19 protein-coding genes are annotated in these 16,881 nt (G+C 38.9%); 2 read left to right on the top strand and 17 right to left on the bottom strand.

What is annotated here, in order from left to right:
• Positions 1–53: 53 nt before the first annotated feature.
• Positions 54–1,955 carry an acyltransferase family protein gene (locus tag JCM15457_RS00550; protein ID WP_034986561.1) on the bottom strand — a complete coding sequence of 634 codons (1,902 nt, stop codon included), beginning with the start codon at positions 1,953–1,955 and terminating at the stop codon, positions 54–56.
• Positions 1,956–2,001: 46 nt separating this feature from the next.
• Entirely contained in the window at positions 2,002–3,315 is a 1,314-nt protein-coding gene (gene obgE / locus JCM15457_RS00545; protein WP_034986559.1) for a GTPase ObgE, read from the bottom strand.
• Positions 3,316–3,679: 364 nt separating this feature from the next.
• Between obgE and JCM15457_RS00540 the strand changes: the two genes are divergently transcribed.
• Positions 3,680–4,591, top strand: a complete 912-nt coding sequence (locus JCM15457_RS00540; RefSeq protein WP_034986557.1) for a cation diffusion facilitator family transporter — start codon at positions 3,680–3,682, stop codon at positions 4,589–4,591.
• 123 nt (positions 4,592–4,714) lie between these two features.
• Here the strand turns inward: JCM15457_RS00540 and uvrC are convergent, their stop codons facing one another.
• The 3 genes from uvrC to JCM15457_RS00525 form a co-directional block, all read right to left on the bottom strand.
• Positions 4,715–6,487: an excinuclease ABC subunit UvrC gene (uvrC, locus tag JCM15457_RS00535; RefSeq protein ID WP_034986555.1), complete on the bottom strand. Its 1,773-nt coding sequence runs from the start codon at positions 6,485–6,487 to the stop codon at positions 4,715–4,717.
• A 159-nt stretch (positions 6,488–6,646) separates the two neighbouring features.
• Positions 6,647–7,384, bottom strand: coding sequence for an amino acid ABC transporter ATP-binding protein (locus tag JCM15457_RS00530; RefSeq protein ID WP_034986552.1), 738 nt, complete (start codon positions 7,382–7,384; stop codon positions 6,647–6,649).
• Positions 7,377–8,837: an ABC transporter substrate-binding protein/permease gene (locus JCM15457_RS00525; protein WP_034986550.1), complete on the bottom strand. Its 1,461-nt coding sequence runs from the start codon at positions 8,835–8,837 to the stop codon at positions 7,377–7,379. The genes JCM15457_RS00530 and JCM15457_RS00525 overlap by 8 nt, the downstream gene beginning before the upstream one ends.
• A gap of 220 nt (positions 8,838–9,057) precedes the next feature.
• On the opposite strand from JCM15457_RS00525, the gene JCM15457_RS12480 reads away from it, so the two are divergent.
• Complete coding sequence (locus JCM15457_RS12480) at positions 9,058–9,189, top strand: SPJ_0845 family protein (protein WP_268870085.1); 132 nt, start codon at positions 9,058–9,060, stop codon at positions 9,187–9,189.
• Between the two features lie 192 nt (positions 9,190–9,381).
• Here JCM15457_RS12480 and JCM15457_RS00520 read toward each other — a convergent pair whose 3' ends face one another.
• The 12 genes from JCM15457_RS00520 to JCM15457_RS00465 all read right to left on the bottom strand — a co-directional run bounded on the left by JCM15457_RS00520 (position 9,382) and on the right by JCM15457_RS00465 (position 16,830).
• Positions 9,382–9,681, bottom strand: coding sequence for a nucleoside triphosphate pyrophosphohydrolase family protein (locus JCM15457_RS00520; protein WP_034986549.1), 300 nt, complete (start codon positions 9,679–9,681; stop codon positions 9,382–9,384).
• Between the two features lie 14 nt (positions 9,682–9,695).
• Positions 9,696–10,286 carry a ribosome biogenesis GTP-binding protein YihA/YsxC gene (gene yihA, locus JCM15457_RS00515; RefSeq protein WP_034986547.1) on the bottom strand — a complete coding sequence of 197 codons (591 nt, stop codon included), beginning with the start codon at positions 10,284–10,286 and terminating at the stop codon, positions 9,696–9,698.
• 164 nt (positions 10,287–10,450) lie between these two features.
• Positions 10,451–10,630 carry a 50S ribosomal protein L32 gene (gene rpmF / locus JCM15457_RS00510; RefSeq protein ID WP_034986545.1) on the bottom strand — a complete coding sequence of 60 codons (180 nt, stop codon included), beginning with the start codon at positions 10,628–10,630 and terminating at the stop codon, positions 10,451–10,453.
• 87 nt (positions 10,631–10,717) lie between these two features.
• Complete coding sequence (locus JCM15457_RS00505; RefSeq protein WP_034986543.1) at positions 10,718–11,251, bottom strand: YceD family protein; 534 nt, start codon at positions 11,249–11,251, stop codon at positions 10,718–10,720.
• Between the two features lie 79 nt (positions 11,252–11,330).
• On the bottom strand, positions 11,331–12,479 hold the full coding sequence (locus JCM15457_RS00500) for a nucleotidyltransferase (RefSeq protein ID WP_034986541.1): 1,149 nt from the start codon (positions 12,477–12,479) through the stop codon (positions 11,331–11,333).
• A 13-nt stretch (positions 12,480–12,492) separates the two neighbouring features.
• Complete coding sequence (locus JCM15457_RS00495; protein ID WP_034986539.1) at positions 12,493–13,233, bottom strand: class I SAM-dependent DNA methyltransferase; 741 nt, start codon at positions 13,231–13,233, stop codon at positions 12,493–12,495.
• 3 nt (positions 13,234–13,236) lie between these two features.
• Positions 13,237–13,593 carry a ribosome silencing factor gene (gene rsfS / locus JCM15457_RS00490; protein ID WP_034986537.1) on the bottom strand — a complete coding sequence of 119 codons (357 nt, stop codon included), beginning with the start codon at positions 13,591–13,593 and terminating at the stop codon, positions 13,237–13,239.
• 15 nt (positions 13,594–13,608) lie between these two features.
• Positions 13,609–14,205, bottom strand: a complete 597-nt coding sequence (gene yqeK, locus JCM15457_RS00485) for a bis(5'-nucleosyl)-tetraphosphatase (symmetrical) YqeK (RefSeq protein ID WP_034986535.1) — start codon at positions 14,203–14,205, stop codon at positions 13,609–13,611.
• Positions 14,198–14,827, bottom strand: coding sequence for a nicotinate-nucleotide adenylyltransferase (locus JCM15457_RS00480; protein WP_034987419.1), 630 nt, complete (start codon positions 14,825–14,827; stop codon positions 14,198–14,200). Before JCM15457_RS00480 ends, yqeK begins: the two co-directional genes overlap by 8 nt.
• Before the next feature lie 30 nt (positions 14,828–14,857).
• The gene (locus JCM15457_RS00475) at positions 14,858–15,118 is read right to left on the bottom strand and encodes a YhbY family RNA-binding protein (protein WP_369384600.1); all 261 of its coding nucleotides are present in this window, start codon (positions 15,116–15,118) and stop codon (positions 14,858–14,860) included.
• A 67-nt stretch (positions 15,119–15,185) separates the two neighbouring features.
• Entirely contained in the window at positions 15,186–16,304 is a 1,119-nt protein-coding gene (gene yqeH / locus JCM15457_RS00470; protein WP_034986533.1) for a ribosome biogenesis GTPase YqeH, read from the bottom strand.
• Positions 16,297–16,830 carry a YqeG family HAD IIIA-type phosphatase gene (locus JCM15457_RS00465; RefSeq protein WP_034986532.1) on the bottom strand — a complete coding sequence of 178 codons (534 nt, stop codon included), beginning with the start codon at positions 16,828–16,830 and terminating at the stop codon, positions 16,297–16,299. The genes yqeH and JCM15457_RS00465 overlap by 8 nt, the downstream gene beginning before the upstream one ends.
• Between the last annotated feature and the right edge of the window lie 51 nt (positions 16,831–16,881).

Here is a 16,881-nt window from a genome sequence, read left to right as displayed (position 1 = left end):
CAATTGCCAAGTCCTTAAAAAAATATAAACATGTTAATTAGTAACACCCAGTCCTATTTCAAGATATTTTTAGCTATGTAGGTACTGTAATACTTCAAGCCATATTCGTTGGGATGGACATTGTCGTCATAAAACCAAGCTGTTTGATCTTTACTGTAAGTGTACCAATCAATGATCTTTAAATTGTGATACTTTTTCGAAGCAGTACTCAAGGACTCATTGACCTGATCTTGCCAGCGTCGTGTTGGAACATGTGTATTAATCCAATAGACCTTCCTTTTTCCTGCAATACTCATGATGGAACTCAGCTGCTCGTCCGTAAAGGGACCGTTTGTCCCTATACTGAGTAACACTACATCCGCTAACTTTCCATTGTTTGCTAAACTTTGAAGTACCGCAATCGCATCAGGAATTTGGCGCCCTACCTTAGCATCAATATACATCTGCGGAAATATATCTTGTAGTTTAACAGATCCATCTGCTAGGACTGAATCGCCCACAGCCGTAACTTGTAACGTCTGTGCCCTTTTCTTCTGCACTTCACTTAAGCCATCTGCTTGCTTTTCACCCTCATTGCTGGCTTTCTGTTCATCATTGGCTTGCGCCGCTGAACTTTTGACAGCTGATCCATCTTCCCTTTTTTTACCTTTTTCTAATTCATCTTTTTTATTATTTTTGGCTACTTTCTGTTCGTTTTTCTGGAGGGCGTCCTGCAATTTCTGATCACCCTTAGCAGCACTTGCACCCGGTTGCTGAATAATTCCCAGCAATGCGAGCAAAACAAGAGCAAGTACACCTGTTCCCCAGAGTCTCCGCCAACCATAACGTGAATTTTGCTTAAAAAACTCTGTCACAAATTCTTTTGTACGCGCATAATCAAAATGCTGCAAAGGCCGCTCTATATAGACATATGAAAAGTGACTGATAGCAACAATAAGGGCAATTTCAACCAGTGCATGAAACCAAGGATGAGCGGCAATATTAGTAACATGTGCTTCATAAAAAATCATGACTGGATACTGATATAAATATATGCCGTAACTTCTTTTCCCTAACCATGAAAAAAGACGATTAGACATTAACCGGTTCATATCTGCACCTGGATGAGCAACGGTCGCAATAAAAATCAGTGCGAGCAAAGAGAAGAAGAACATACCTCCGTGATAAGTCAGACCACTTTCTCCCGGCATGCTGAAAAACATCCATATAATCAGTATCAGTGAAATTATCCCTGTGATATTCAAGACATGCTTTGCCACATTAGGTAGTTCTGCCTTTAACGAAGTACTTGGCCAAATAACAGATAATGCTGCACCCAATAAAATTGAAAACATTCGTGTGTCAGTTCCATAATAAACTCTTGATGGATCCTGCCCTTCTTTATAAAGCAAGGCCATCAAAAGTGCTGAAATAAAGGCTCCAATAAAAATAATGTCAAAAACTGGCTGTCTTTTGCGAATAACGACCCATAAAAAAGTCAGTAGCAAAGGCCAAACCAGATAAAACTGTCCTTCAATCGAAAGAGACCACAAATGCGTAAAAGGAGACTGGGGACCAAACCTATCGAAATAGGACTCGCGGTGAACAACTTGAAACCAATTATAAACATACACAAAATTCGTCAACATAATTTGTCGAATATTTGTCAAAAGTTCCCGCTGAAAAAGCGTAATGTACGAAACAGTAACCAAAATCATCGTTACAAGTCCTGGGTAAAGCCGTTTTATCCGTCGTTTATAAAAAGCTGGAATATCAATACGCCCATTTTGCTGCATTTCCTGATTCAGCAAATCTGTAATCAAATATCCTGATAAAACAAAGAAAATGGGGACTCCTAAATAGCCGCCTTGAACATCATAAGGCATCAAATGAAATAAAATTACCCCAACTACAGCTAAAGTACGAATGCCATCAAAACCATTAATATAACGGCGTTTTTTTAATCTTCTATCCATTCTTTTAATCAACCTCAAAATTTAACACGTTTAAGATATCGTTATTCTACTCAACAAATTCAAATGTAAATTTCCCAATTCGGACAAGATCTCCTTGCTGAGCACCCTTTTGCCGCAAAGCATCATCAACACCCATACCACGAAGCTGACGTGCAAAACGCATCACGCTTTCATCATGATCAAGATTTGTCATTTTAAATAATTTTTCAATTTTTTCACCACTCAACACCCATGTTGCATCCGAGTCGCGTGTTATTTCAAATGTCTTGTTGCTTTCTTCCTGATAGACATATTCGGCAACTTCTTTTTGCTTCAATTGTGTGCGTTCTGCTAATGTTGGGAAAACAGGTGTTTTATCCAAAATATCAGCTGTTTTAAGAAGAAGTTGCTTCAGGCCAGTACGTGTGACAGATGAGACTTCCATTATCCCTGGTGTTTCTTCAAGGGTATGATCCTGTTGCATCATATTTTTAAACTTTTTTAGATTCTCTTGCGCATCTGTTAAGTCCATTTTACTTGCAACAATGATTTGAGGCCTTTCTAATAAAGTGCTGTCATAGTTGACCAATTCTTGATTTATTTTGAGAAAATCGTCATAGGGATCTCTACCATCAGTTCCGCTCATATCAATTACATGCAAAATAACTCTTGTTCTTTCAACGTGACGCAAAAATTGAATTCCTAAACCAACTCCTTGGGAGGCACCTTCAATCAAGCCTGGTAAATCAGCCAAGACAAAATCACGACCATCATCTAAACGTACCATTCCCAAATTAGGAACCAATGTTGTAAAATGATACTCGGCAATTTTTGGCCTAGCACTAGTCACAGCTGCAAGCAATGTCGATTTTCCAACAGACGGGAAGCCAACTAATCCAACATCTGCTAACACTTTTAATTCAAGCTTTAAAACACGTTCAACTCCCGGCTCACCATTTTCCGCAATCTCAGGTGCCGGATTCCGTGGACTGGCAAAGTGAATATTGCCGCGACCACCACGACCACCATGTGCCACGGTCAACTCATCCCCGTCATGTAATAAATCTCCTAAAACTTCTCCAGTTTCAGCATCTGTCACAGTTGTCCCTTCTGGCACAGAAATGTAAAGGTCCTTAGCACCTCTGCCATACATTCCCTTTATCATGCCCTTTCCGCCGCTCTTGGCTTTAAAGTGGCGATGGTACCTAAAGTCCATCAGAGTATGCAAGCCTTCATCGACCTTTAGCACAACGCTTCCGCCTTTTCCACCATCACCACCAGCTGGTCCGCCATTGGGAACATACTTTTCTCTTCTAAAAGCAACCATTCCGTCGCCACCATCTCCGGCTTTAACATTTATTTTCACTTGATCTACAAACACGTAAACAACTCACCTTTCTTTAGATGGGGGACTTGATAAAAAACTATCATAATCATTTTATTTTCATTTATTTTAAATAGGTAAAAAATCCATCTGACAGCCATGGAACACTAAACTGCCTTGCATCACTATAACAGTTTTCCCCTTCTTGGTCAAAATTTGCACACTAAATTCAGCACTACTTTAATCCTTTTTTCACAAGCGAAACAGACTGCTATTGCTTTGCCCCAAAATTATTCTATAATCAATTATATAGTATACTAGAGTGTGTTAGTAGACTGCATGTGTCGCTGCAGATTATTTGAGTTTATTTACTGATTATTTCGAACTTCTACTGATATTAACTTACCAAGGAGCTTTTATTATGCAACAACGTTATCAAAACTTAAAAATTGCTCAAAGAGGTGTTATTGTGAGCTTAGCTGCTTACATTACACTTTCGCTCTTAAAAATTATTATTGGTCAGATTAGCCATTCTGAAGCTCTACTGGCTGATGGTTCCGGCAATGTAACCGACATTTTTTCTTCATGCGCAATTATGATTGGTTTACGTTTAGCTCAACGTCCCCCAGATGAAAATCACCAGTATGGTCATTGGCGTGCAGAAACACTAGCAACTCTGATAACTTCATTTATCATGCTTCTAGTTGGTTTGAGTGTACTTTATTCTTCTGTTAGTGATTTTATAGCGGGTAATAAGGAAGTCCCAGACATTTATGCCCTTTTCGTCGGATTATTCAGTGGCTGTATTATGTTTGGAGTTTATCTTCATAATTCCTACCTCGCCAAGAAAATTAATTCGGATTCCCTGCTTGCAATTGCCAAGGACACTCGTAATGACGCTCTGACGAGTTTAGCAACTTCGATCACAATTATTGGAGCCAATTTTAAAATGCCCTGGCTGGACAGTATCGTGGCACTTCTAATTGGTCTCACTATACTTAAAACCGCCTATAATATTTTTTCTGATAGTGCTTTCTCTTTGTCCGATGGATTCGATGATGAGCTTTTAGCAAAATATACAAATGCTGTTAATGAAATTCCTGGAGTTGAACTTGTTCATAATATTCAAGGTCGTTCATATGGTGCAAATATTTTTGTTGATATCATAATTTGGGTCGATCCCCAAATGTCTGTACGAGAAAGTCATCATATCACTGAAAAAGTTGAAAGTCTCCTACGTCGCAAGTTTGGTGTTCTAGACACCGATGTTCACGTAGAACCATGGGATGTTGACTACGAACTAACTCGTCCAAATGAACTAAATAGCCACTAGCAACCGCTAGTGACTATTTTTATGTTGCAATTTAATTTTTGACTCAGCCACATTTTCGGTGATACAGTCGGTGCTTGGTCATCTACATTAAGTTTGTATCATGCATAATGTACAAAGCACTCTTTATTTTTTCAAACTAAGTTTAATAGTTTGCGCAACTTTTTTTGAAATCCCAGCAGTCTGTAATTCACTAACAGTTGCCATTTCTATTTTTTTCATTGAACCAAATTTGCGTAGCAATTTCACGCGTGACTTAGGTCCCACACCAGGAATCAAGTCTAGTCTTGAGGCCAATGAATGTTTAGAATGTGTTTTTCGATGAAACGTAATAACAAACCTGTGGACTTCATCCTGTATCCGTTGCAGTAAGTAAAAGGCTTCGCTTTTCGGATCAAGCGGTACTTTAATGAATTTATCATTCATCAGATCTGCAGTTTTATGATGTTCATTCTTAACCATCCCCGCTACGGGAATTGACAATCCCAGTTCATTTTCCAAAACATCTCTTGCTGCCTCAATCTGAATTTCTGCACCATCCATCAAAATCAGATCAGGCATTTGAGCATGTTCCTTCAATAAGCGCGTATACCGTCTTCTAACAACTTCACGCGTACTTGCTGCCTCGTCAGCGTGATCGACAGTACGCAATTTATACTTGCGATACTCGCTCTTTTCCGGGCGTCCATCAATAAAACAAACCATTGCAGAAACAATGTCTGTCCCTTGAAGATGTGAATGATCAAAAGCTTCGACTCTATGTCCTTGTGGAAGCTCTAAAGCTTTCATAATCTCATCCATTGCGCCTGTAGTCTTACGATCATCCAATTCAAGCAGTCTAAACTTCTCTTCCAGCACTAAACGGGCATTCTTTTCTGCTAAATTCAAGAGTTCCCTTTTTTGTCCGCGATATGGAGTTCTGACAGGTCGATGCAGAATTTCGGTCAAAACCTCCTTATCTAATGTCTCTGGAACTAAGATTTCTTTAGGCATCACATTATTTTTGCGGTTGTAAAATTGTAGTATAAACGATTCTAATTCTGCTTCCGGTGTGTCAATACAAGGGAAAATCCGCTTTTCACGCTTTATCAGTCTAGCCTGTCTGATGAAGAAAACTTGGATGGAGATCCAGCCCTTATCTAAGTAAAAATTAAATAGATCACGCGGTGTATTATCGTTCGAAATAATCTGCTGCTTTTCGACCGTGATCTCAACATAATGGATTTGATCTCTGAGTTCAGCAGCTCTTTCAAAATCCAGTCCTTCAGATGCCTGCTTCATTTTTTTAGTCAGTGTCTGTTTAATCCGTCCAACATTTCCGTTCAGGAAAGATTTTATTTTTTTAATTTGAGCAGCATACTCCTCCATAGGAACTTCTTTAAAACAAGCTCCCAAACACTGCCCCATGTGATAGTACAAACATGGACGTTTTTGATACCCATTACAACGCCGTAATGGGTATACTTTCTGTAGAAGTTGCATTGTTTCTTCAGCTGCATAAACATTGGGATACGGTCCGAAATAATAACCGCCATCCTTCTTTACTTGGCTAACGATTTTTATCATCGGATCTTTCTCATTGGTTATTTTGATATATGGATAACCAGTCCCGCGCTTTAACTTAATGTTGTAATATGGTTTATGCTTTTGGATAAGCGTTATTTCAAGTAAAAAAGCTTCTTTATCAGTCGAGGTAATAATCGTTTCAAAATCCCTGATTTCAGAAACTAATTTAGCTGTTTTCCCCTCATGCGCACTTTTAAAATAAGAGCGCACTCTGTTTTTTAGATTTTTTGCCTTTCCAACATAAATGATACGACTGTTGATATCCTTCATTACATAGCAGCCTGGCAAATCGGGCAATAATTTTAATTTCTTTTCAATATGCATTGTTGCCACTTTAAGAACATCCTTTCACTATTTAAGCCACTCTCCCATTATATTACAGCCTTTTTTTACTTTATAGGACAAAAAAAGTATTTTTCAACAAAAAGACAACATTTTCAAAAAAATGAAAATGTTGTCTACACAACTCTCTGTTGATTATCTTGCCTAGCTTTAAATCAAAATTTTTGACAGAAAATCCTGCGCTCTTTCTGTTTTTGGCGCGTTAAAAAATGTTTCAGGATTGCCCTTTTCTTGAATGGCTCCATCTGCCATAAACCAAATTTCATCTGCCACGCTTTTGGCAAAGCCCATTTCATGTGTCACAACGACCATGGTCATCCCGGACTCGGCCAGATCCTTCATAACCTTCAAGACTTCACCCACCATCTCAGGGTCAAGTGCTGAAGTTGGTTCATCAAAAAGCATAACTTCTGGATTCATTGCCAGCGCGCGTGCAATAGCCACCCTTTGTTGTTGACCACCGGACAAACTCTGCGGATATTGCTCTGCCTTGTCAGCCAAACCAACCCTTTCAAGCAGATCCTGTGCTTGTTTTGTTGCCTCGTCATCAGATAATTTTTTTACTCTAAGCGGAGCTAGTTTAATGTTTTCAATAACATTCATATTTGGAAAAAGATTAAAACTCTGAAAAACCATTCCCATTTTCTCACGAAGATTATTCAGTTCATTTTCACTGATTCCGGTTAAACTATTTCCCTCAAACAAAACTTTACCTGCGGTTGGTTCTTCAAGAACATTTAAGCATCTTAAAAAAGTACTTTTCCCTGAACCTGAAGGGCCAATCACACAAATTACTTGTCCCTTTTTAACAACTTCATTAATATCTTTAAGTACTTCATTGTCGCCAAAAGATTTTCCTAAATTTTGAACTTCAATTAAATTAGGCATGTTTCATCTTCCCTTCAAAATACCCTAAAACCTTAGATAAACCAAATGTCATAATAAAGTATATAATCATCGCGATGAAAATTGGAATGACACCTTTGTAAGTTGCAGATTGAACAAGCTGCATTTGATACATGATATCAGTTACACCAATTATTGAAACAATGGAACTTTCTTTGATTAGGGTAACGAACTCATTGCCCAAAGCAGGCCAGATATTTTTCAGTGCCTGCGGAATAATTATATAACGATAGGTCTCTTTTTGTGATAACCCCAGACTTCTTGAAGCCTCAGTTTGTCCTGCGGGTATTGATTCGATTCCTGACCGAATAACCTCTGCTACATAAGCGGCTGAGTTTAAAGAAACCGCAATAATTCCTGCAATCAAAGCTGGTAAAGATTGAATAACTGCACCTATTCCGAAATAAACAAACATGACCTGAACCATTAACGGTGTTCCACGGACAAATTCAATATATGAAACTGCTAAACCGTGTGTTAGTTTATTACGCGACAGCCGCATAAGGGCAAACAATGTACCTAAAACAAAACCAAAGAAGACAGAAACGACCGTAATTATTAAAGTATATTCAATTCCCTTGGCGAAGTAAGTCCAGTAATTCAGCATTGAATTTTTCTTGCCATTTGTGGTCATGTTTTTAGCTGCTGCCGGAATATACTCCTTGTTAATGAGATTATCCTTTTTTACTTCATCTATAGTTTTATTAGCCGCATTAACAAGGCTATCTGCGCCCTTTGAGAAGCCGATTGCAGAACCTGTCTGGCTTGCATCAATATCAAAACCCGGATCAATCACTTTCAAATTACGATTATTTTCGGCAAATGCCTTAGCGGTTGCCTCTTCCATTGCAACTGCATTGACTTTTTGTGATTGAAGAGCAATCACCAAGTCGTTTAATTTGGCTAATCCCTTGACATCATTACCCTTCATCTGCTGTTTAACCAATGAATACTGCAATGAACCGGTTTGAGCACCAATCGTTTTACCTTTGAAATCCTTGATTTTCCTAAAGTGTGCTGCATCTTTTTTGTTGATAAGCATATACTGATCACCAGTATAGTAGATTTTAGAAAAAGATACGCTTTTTTGTCTTTCGGGTGTTGGGTTCATCCCAGCAATTACCATATCAATCTTATGAGTTTCCAAGGCAACGAGAAGTGAATCAAAATTCATGTTCTTAACTTCTAACTTTACCCCAATATCTTTCGCAAACTTCTCTGCAAGCGAGATATCAAGCCCGACATATTTAGTTTTGCCGTTTTCTTTTGCTGTAAATTCATATGGCGGATAATCGGCACTTGTCCCGACAACCAAAGTCCCCTTATCTTTTACTTTCTGCAAGTAATTGTCATTTGCAGCTTTTGCATGCGTAACGGGTATAATAAGTGCTAATAAAAAAACAATTATAACTAGAAAAAAACTTTTTTTCTTCATACAGACTTTCCCCTTCTGGAATAACATAAACTACTACCAAAAGCAGTATACTCCATTTAGAATTATTATGCAATATGATTGAATAATGTGTGCTATTTACTCATAAAAATCATAATATATTCTTTTTTATGCAGCAAATTAATTAATTGAAATATTTTCAAAAAACTGGTATCCTTTGGTGAGTATCTAGACATATAAAGCAAGGGAGTGATCTTTCCTCATGGGACTTACAGTAAATCGTCAAAACCAACTAGACAAACTGTTTGAAAAACTTGCAGTTGACCCTGTTCAACCTCCGAAAAGCAAAGAAAATAATTCTAAAGAAGAAAAAAAAGAAAAACAGAAGAAATAGGCAGTTGCAAGTTTAGCAAGCATACTATCTCAAAATAAAAAACTCAAACGAAAGCGCACGTTTTAGTCAAATCCGGAGGTCCACCTTCTAGTTTGACAATCAACGTCTGATTCGTTTGAGATTTTTTATTAATCTATCATCCTAATAAATAGCATAATTAAGTGTACCCTTATGTAAGGCTGTTGCCCTCAATTACTTATCTTGTGCAAATCCATGCGGATAACGCTTATTAAGTGTTTGAATGTTATTTTCAGCTATTTCATCAAATGAGATATCTGCCCAAGCAGCAATTTGCGATAAATACCAAAGCACATCTCCGAGCTCATGGACCATTTCTGCACGGTCCAAGTCTTTCCCCTTAAAAGTGTAATTTTTAATCAGATCAATCACTTGACCACTTTCGCCGGCTAATCCTAAAGCACAGTTTGTTAAGACCTGTTCGTTACCGTACAGTGTTCTTTTAGCAGCTTCTTGATACTCATTAAATTCCATAGACTACATTCCCTTCAATCTTTTTCTATCATTTGATCAATCCAGTCCCAAACTGAATCTTTGCCTATTTTGCTAACAGCAGAAAACAAGACATAGTTATCACTATTCAAAAAATCCGTCTTTCGTAAGGCATTACTGGCAACTTTATTCCACTTCGAGCGTGGGACCTTATCTATTTTTGTACCAACAGCCAAGACCGGTAATTGGTAGTAATGCAGGAACTCCAGCATTTGAAGATCAAGTTCAGTTGGCTCATGGCGTGCATCAATTAGCGATATTACGCCCTTAAGATTTGGACGCTGTGTCAAATAAGTTTCAATCATACGTCCCCATTTTTCCCGCTCTTTTTTTGAAACTTTTGCATACCCATATCCCGGAACATCAACTAAGTACATTTTTTCCTCAACTTTATAGAAATTTAGTGTCTGTGTTTTCCCGGGCTGACCAGAAGTACGGGCATAGCTTCTTCGGTCAATGAGAGTATTGATTAATGATGATTTCCCTACGTTAGAGCGACCGACCAAAGCAATTTCTGGAAACCCATTATTCGGATATTGTTCCGGTTTAACCGCGCTGATTGTTAATTCAACATTGTGTACTTTCATCTAATTTGTGCCCTCCTTTGCCTTGTTAAATTCTACCATAGTTTTTACTTTTAGCGCTGTTAGAAGTTAATTTCTATTAAGTTCAGTCGGAAACACAGCAATAAAAAAGCACTCCACGACATCTAAGCCTGGAATGCTGCTATTTCATGTAATTGAAATTCGCCTTATTTTGAAACCTTAACGACTTCTTTGTCGCCATAGTAACCACAGCTTGAACATACATGGTGCGATTTTCTCAATTCGCCACAATTTGGACAAGCACTCATTCCTGGCACTTGTAGCTTGTAATGTGTACGGCGTAATCTCTTACGTGTTTTTGAAGTTTTACGTGCTGGTACTGCCACTGACAGCCACCTCCTTTAAATTAATAAAAAATATTCAACAAGAAGAATTGTACTTTGTATTCCCTAATTTTGCAACCCACCGTCGCCTCAATCGTCGGTTCTGAAATAATCCTTCAACTTGGCCATGCGGGGATCAATGGCATCACTACCATTAGCTTTATGATCTTCATCCAACAGACTCCAATCGTCACCCTGCAAATTTGCAGCATGTTGCTTTTCCTCGGCAGTTAAGACCTTCATCGGAATTTGCAATAGAATGTTGTCTTCAACTATTTGATTCAAATCAACGACATCATTCTCCAAAACAATAACAACATCGTCATCATCAAAACGCTCTAAATTAGATTCATGATGGCTGACATAGTACTCACTAACATCGAAACTGAGCGGAAGTTCAACTGGTTCTAATGATCTTGTCGACGGCACTGTGACCGTTGCAGTTATCTTCAAGTAACCCAGCAAGCCTAGACTATCCATCGAAAACAAGCCCTGTACGCTTACTGGTGAAATAGCCAGAACATCACTATCTCGCTCCTTGATTGACACAGCAATATCAACAATCGCATCAACATGAAGAGGCTTTGAACCATTCTGACTCAGTTCACTCAGAGACCATTTCATACAAATCTCCTCCCAATGCAACAACCGTAATTATACCTGTCTCTCAAAACAATGTCAACGTTTTTTCCTTGACAGCACTTCATTGAAAACGTATCGGAGCACGTTTCAAATCCTGCGAAACACCACTTGCCAATGCATAGACATTTCCTGCACGATAATCAACACACAACAAGTTTTCTTTGTTCTTTTTGTCAACTTTCACAATAATAGGATAACTACAATTCTTTTTTACCTTATTCAAATGTAGCTGTCCGCGACTGCTGAAACCCAACAATCTAATATAAGGATTTGTTTCAATCTTTCTGACATCCTCATTTGTAACCTGTACAAGTATGGTCACGGCCAAACGTGCCAAACGAGTATAAGTATAGCGCTTTGATTTGACCGCCTTGATCCAATCATCGAATGTCGCATCCTTTGCGAGTGGCTCCAATTGCTGTTTCATTCGATACTCAAGCCCAGCCGAAACATCGTACAGTCTTCTTATATCACCTAAAGAACTCGTTTCTAATTGATACCGTAGTAATAACCAAAAATTCGCCCAAGAGACTATTTTTTGCGCAGATAAGGTTTCATAAGTTGCAAGCGGAACATAATTTCTGGTTTCTGTTTCATTGTGCATTACAAGTTGCTTCCTGATTGCTGATGCGCTTGCAATACGCTGCGTTTTTTTTAAGGTCAGATCATGGTGCCCTGCAACCACACGTTGCAACGGTACCATCTCAAAGGGAGAACCCACACGCAGATTTGCCTTTGCATAGGCCAACCCTAAAAGATCATTTGGTTGATCTACGCTGTAGCCCAGTTTTTCCTGAACAACTCGTTGATATGCAGCAGCGTAAGATTCATTGTACTTGGAGAAATCCCCATGAACATCCAAAGTCTTTTGAGCCATTGCGTTAAAATCATATGTGGCATGCTCTGCACCAAAAAAAAGCTTCTCAACACCTAATTGTTTCAATATCTTCACAGCACCTAATGCAAAACGGTCAGCTGGTTGAACGCAAAACACTAGGGGAAGTTCGACTATCACATCTACGCCAGCAATTATTGCCTGTCTCGCCCGTGTCCATTTATCAACGCAAGCAGGTTCCCCTCTCTCCAGAAAATTACCGCTCATTGCAACAACAATCGTTGCATCAGGAAACTTCGCACGTGCCTGTTCAAGCTGGTACAGATGCCCATTGTGAAAAGGATTGTATTCAGCAATTATCCCAACTACCGTCACTACATTTCTCTCCCTACATTTTATGACAACTAAAGAACCATCTTCTTGTCGTCTGGGTAATTTCAGAACATCCGAAATCACCAAACTCTCTAACACTCTCAAACCCAGCTTCATCTAGCATCTCCAGGTACACATTCAATGGATAAGTCCGCTCATAATGAGTTTCTTCCAAACGCTCATACTTGTCACCTGTGTTATCTGAAACAAAGAACGTCAGATCATGGATCACACTGTGCAGCTCCGCACCATCATAACTTTTCCAAATAAAAGCCTGCTTATCATCTGTATAGTTATACATATATCCAGGATACACGACATCAGTTTGATACGGAGAAATCACGTCGAAGATAAAGTTTCCTCCCTTTTGCAGATGCTTATAAACTTGCTTGAAAACTCGCACCATTGAAGCCTTGTCTTTCAAATAACACAAAGAATCCAAGCAACAAGTAATAACATCAAACTTAGGCAGTCCCGCTAGATCTAACATATCAGCTTCTATCAACGGCACTTCAACCCGTGCTTTTCGTGCTCTTTCTTCAGCTAGAGACAGCATATCGGCAGACAGATCAGCTCCTGCGACTTTATACCCTTTTTGTGCAAGTAAAATAGCCATTCTCCCAGTTCCACACGCAAGATCAAGTATTTGGGCAGATGTCAGTTCTGGAACCTGTTGCTCAATAAATTCGCACCAGCGCGTGTACATTTTAGGTTCCATCAATTCATCATATAATTGAGCAAACGTCGTATAATTCATTGGTTAGTCTACCAGCCACTTCGAAGTATCGACAATTGATGCTTCTGACCAGAGTTTCTCCAAGTTATAAAAGCGCCGTGTTTCCGTTTTGAAAACATGTACAATCACATCTGCCAAGTCAATCAATATCCAGTTTCCACTATTTTTACCTTCAACTTGCTTGATCACGATACCATTTTCGGTAGCCCTTTCTTCAATTATATCAGCAATTGCTTTCACCTGGCGCTCAGAGTCCGCCTGCATGATTACAAAGTAGTCTGCTACATAACTTATTTTTTGGACATCAAGTGCAACAATATCATCTGCTTTCTTGCTATCAGCTGCTTCTACAACCACTTTCAAAATATCTTTACTATCCATTTAATTCTCCTTAATTTACTGTGCTGTTACCCAACGATTATAAGTCTTTATTGCCGCAGGATAAATCACTTTATTTGCTGCCAATAAGTACTGCAATGTATGTTTAGTTTCAAAAGAAACAGCCTGATCCAAGTCGTTAAAAGCAATAGTACGCGCGATGTCGACATCTGGAAAATTACGTCCTTTTTCAACAAAATCAGCCACATACACCACCTTATCCAACTGAGTCATTGTGATGGCCCCAACAGTGTGCCGCCTGACAGCGTTCAATATTTCTATATCATTTATCATAAGCTCGTTTGCAATGATTTCTGCTCCAACGACACCGTGCCATATAAAATTGCCCCAATTCAACAAATCTTTATCTAAATTTTTTTGATGAATAACTTTTTTAAATTCTTCAGCGCTTCGTTCTTTAGCGTAGTCATGAACTAGAGCTGCAATGCTTGCCTTTTCAACATCAACATCATTTAGGCGCGCGAGTTCAACCGCGGCACTCTCGACTCCTAAAATATGGCGATATCGTTTTTCACCAACACTTTGCTGAACCTTTGCAAGAAGCTCCCTTCGCGTTCCATCAAAATAGCCTTTTTGGTATTCCAACTCAGTCATTGTACAAACCCCTTTCTTTAATGTACTTCTCAACCGCAGGAGGCACCAGGTACCTGATAGAACAATGTTGACTCAATTTTTGGCGAATTAAAGTCGAACTGATTTCAATCAGCGGAATGTCAACCCACATAAGCGGATACTGACTTGTTTTGGGATAACCATGCCGCGCTACTCCAACAAAATGTACCATCTTTACTAGTTGATCGATTTTATGCCATTTTGGAAGATAGGCAACCATATCTCCGCCAATAATAAAGTAGATCTCATAATCAGGATGACGTTCTTTTAAAAATTTGATACTATCGTAGGTATAGCTTATACCACCGCGCTCTATCTCACATTTTTCCATTTCAAACAGCGGATTGTTTTCTATACTTAATGCGACCATCTGTTTACGATCAGATGCCGCAATCGAATCTTTATGATCAACATGCGGTGGAGTATCATCTGGCATAAAAAATACACGCTCCAAACCTAACTGATCAGCAACCTGCTCGGCAATGATCAAATGACCTAAGTGAGGCGGATTAAATGTTCCCCCTAGGATACCAATTCTTCTTCTATGACCGCCAAAGTCATTTTCAGTCATCGGCAAGACTTGCGGTTCCCTAACCGTTTGCACAGTCAAATTCCACACCTCCAAAACAATTACTTACAGTTCCTTTAAACTATTCGAAATAGCTCGGTTTTCTTTATTTTCAGACTGTCGGTACAGAACTAAGATATGTCCTATTTCCTGTACCACATGAATATCTGTCTTGTTTTCTAGATACTCATGTGCTTCATCAGCCTCTAGTGGTGAGCTTTGTAAAAGGTTGACCTTTATCAATTCTCTTTTATTTAGTGCATTTTTCACCTGCTCGATCCAAACGGGATTGATGCCATCCTTTCCAATTTGAAAAAGTGGCCGCATCGAGTGGCTTGCGCCCTCAAAAAGCGCTTTTCTTTTCCTGTTAACGTCATGACTTCCTCCTTAACACTTATATCATTGCTCTTCTTAGTGTGACAGCAACACCTTCAGGTGCCCAGCCTGCAACGACCGCACCTGCATTAACCGTTATCCAGCCTAACCCTGAAAAAACTAAGTCACTCTTCTGAGTTGCTTTAAATTCAAAACGGACAAGTCGCGGTAGTTTCTCAATATTTTCAGAAAACGGAGGCTGTAACAATTCTCCAGCGTGCTTAGCATAAAAACTGTCGGCGTTTGCTGTTTTTGTCCGATGAATCATCAAACTATTGTCAACATATACAACTACACCTTTTCGTTCGCCTTTCAAATAATCAAAACGCGCTAAAGCCCCCAAAAAGAGTGTTTGCTCATTTCCTAATTGATAAACTTTAGGTTTGATTTCCTTTTGTGGCACAGCAATATTCAATTCTTTTCCAGAAAGAAAATGAGTCATCTGGTGCTGATGGATTACACCTGGTGTATCAATCAAGAAATGCTCATCATCAAAGGGAATCTCAATTTTATCAAGCGTTGTCCCTGGAAAACGCGAAGTTGTGATCAACTCGGCAATCCCTGTCTTTTGCTTGATAATCTGATTAATTAAAGTTGACTTTCCAACGTTAGTAACGCCAACAACATACACATCACGGTTGGCACGATACTTATCAATCATACTTAATAACGAAGCTATCATATGATTTTTTTTTGCACTGACTAATGCTACATCAACTGGGCGCAACCCTTGCATATTAGCATTCTGTCTGATCCAATCGCGCAATTTGGATCTCTTTAAAGATTTCGGCAGTAAATCTTCCTTATTGCCAACGATCAGGATAGGATTTTTTCCAACGAACCGCTGCAGTCCTGGAATAATAGACCCACTAAAATCAAAGAGATCGACCACATTAACAATCAATGAGTCTGTTTCTCCAATTTGAGTCAATATTTTCAGAAAATCATCATCTGTTAGTGCTACATCAGCTATTTCGTTATAATGACGAAGTCTAAAGCAACGCTTGCAATAAAGATCCTCTCCTTCATCATTTTTTTGAATTGCCGCAGCTGGGACATAACCAACTTCTTGGGGGTCAGCACTTTGAATCATTGCCCCACAGCCGATACAATACAATTCTTCATTTTCTTTAGTCATCTAGCGAATGCCCCCATGTGGATGAAATAACTTTATTCTTTACCAAATTTTTTTTAATTATCCTTTCAAAAAAACGATTTATTTTTGTATTCCATGCATCTGTCTCAATAATCGGCTTAACAAGAATACTTTTGATGCCGGCTGCGTTTGCAGCAGCAATATCTGTCACTAGCTGATCTCCTACCAACACTACTTCAGTGTTTTTAAGTTTAAATCTTTTTTTTGCTTCTTCTATTCCGTAAGAAAAAGGTTTTAGCGCACGTGCAATAAACGCTAACTGCAATGGCGCCACTGCCTTCGCAACACGTTTTTTACTATTATTTGAGACAACAATTACAGGAATCGCTTCTTCCTGCATAACTTCCAACCAGCGTTTTAACTCAGGTGTTCCATCAGGATTATTCCACGCAATCAAAGTGTTATCTAGATCTGTTAATATAACTTTGATTCCATTTTTTCTTAACTCTGCTGGGGTCAACTCATATATTGATTCGAGTAGCCATGTTGGCTTGAAACGTGCAAACATACAATACACTCCTATTTTTTCTTGACTCACTTATTATATGCCACTTCTAGC

Source organism: Liquorilactobacillus sucicola DSM 21376 = JCM 15457 (assembly GCF_000612445.1).
GTDB classification, from domain to species: domain Bacteria; phylum Bacillota; class Bacilli; order Lactobacillales; family Lactobacillaceae; genus Liquorilactobacillus; species Liquorilactobacillus sucicola.
The sequence above is the reverse complement of the archived record's forward strand: the minus strand, read 5'-3'. Positions and strand labels throughout refer to the sequence as shown.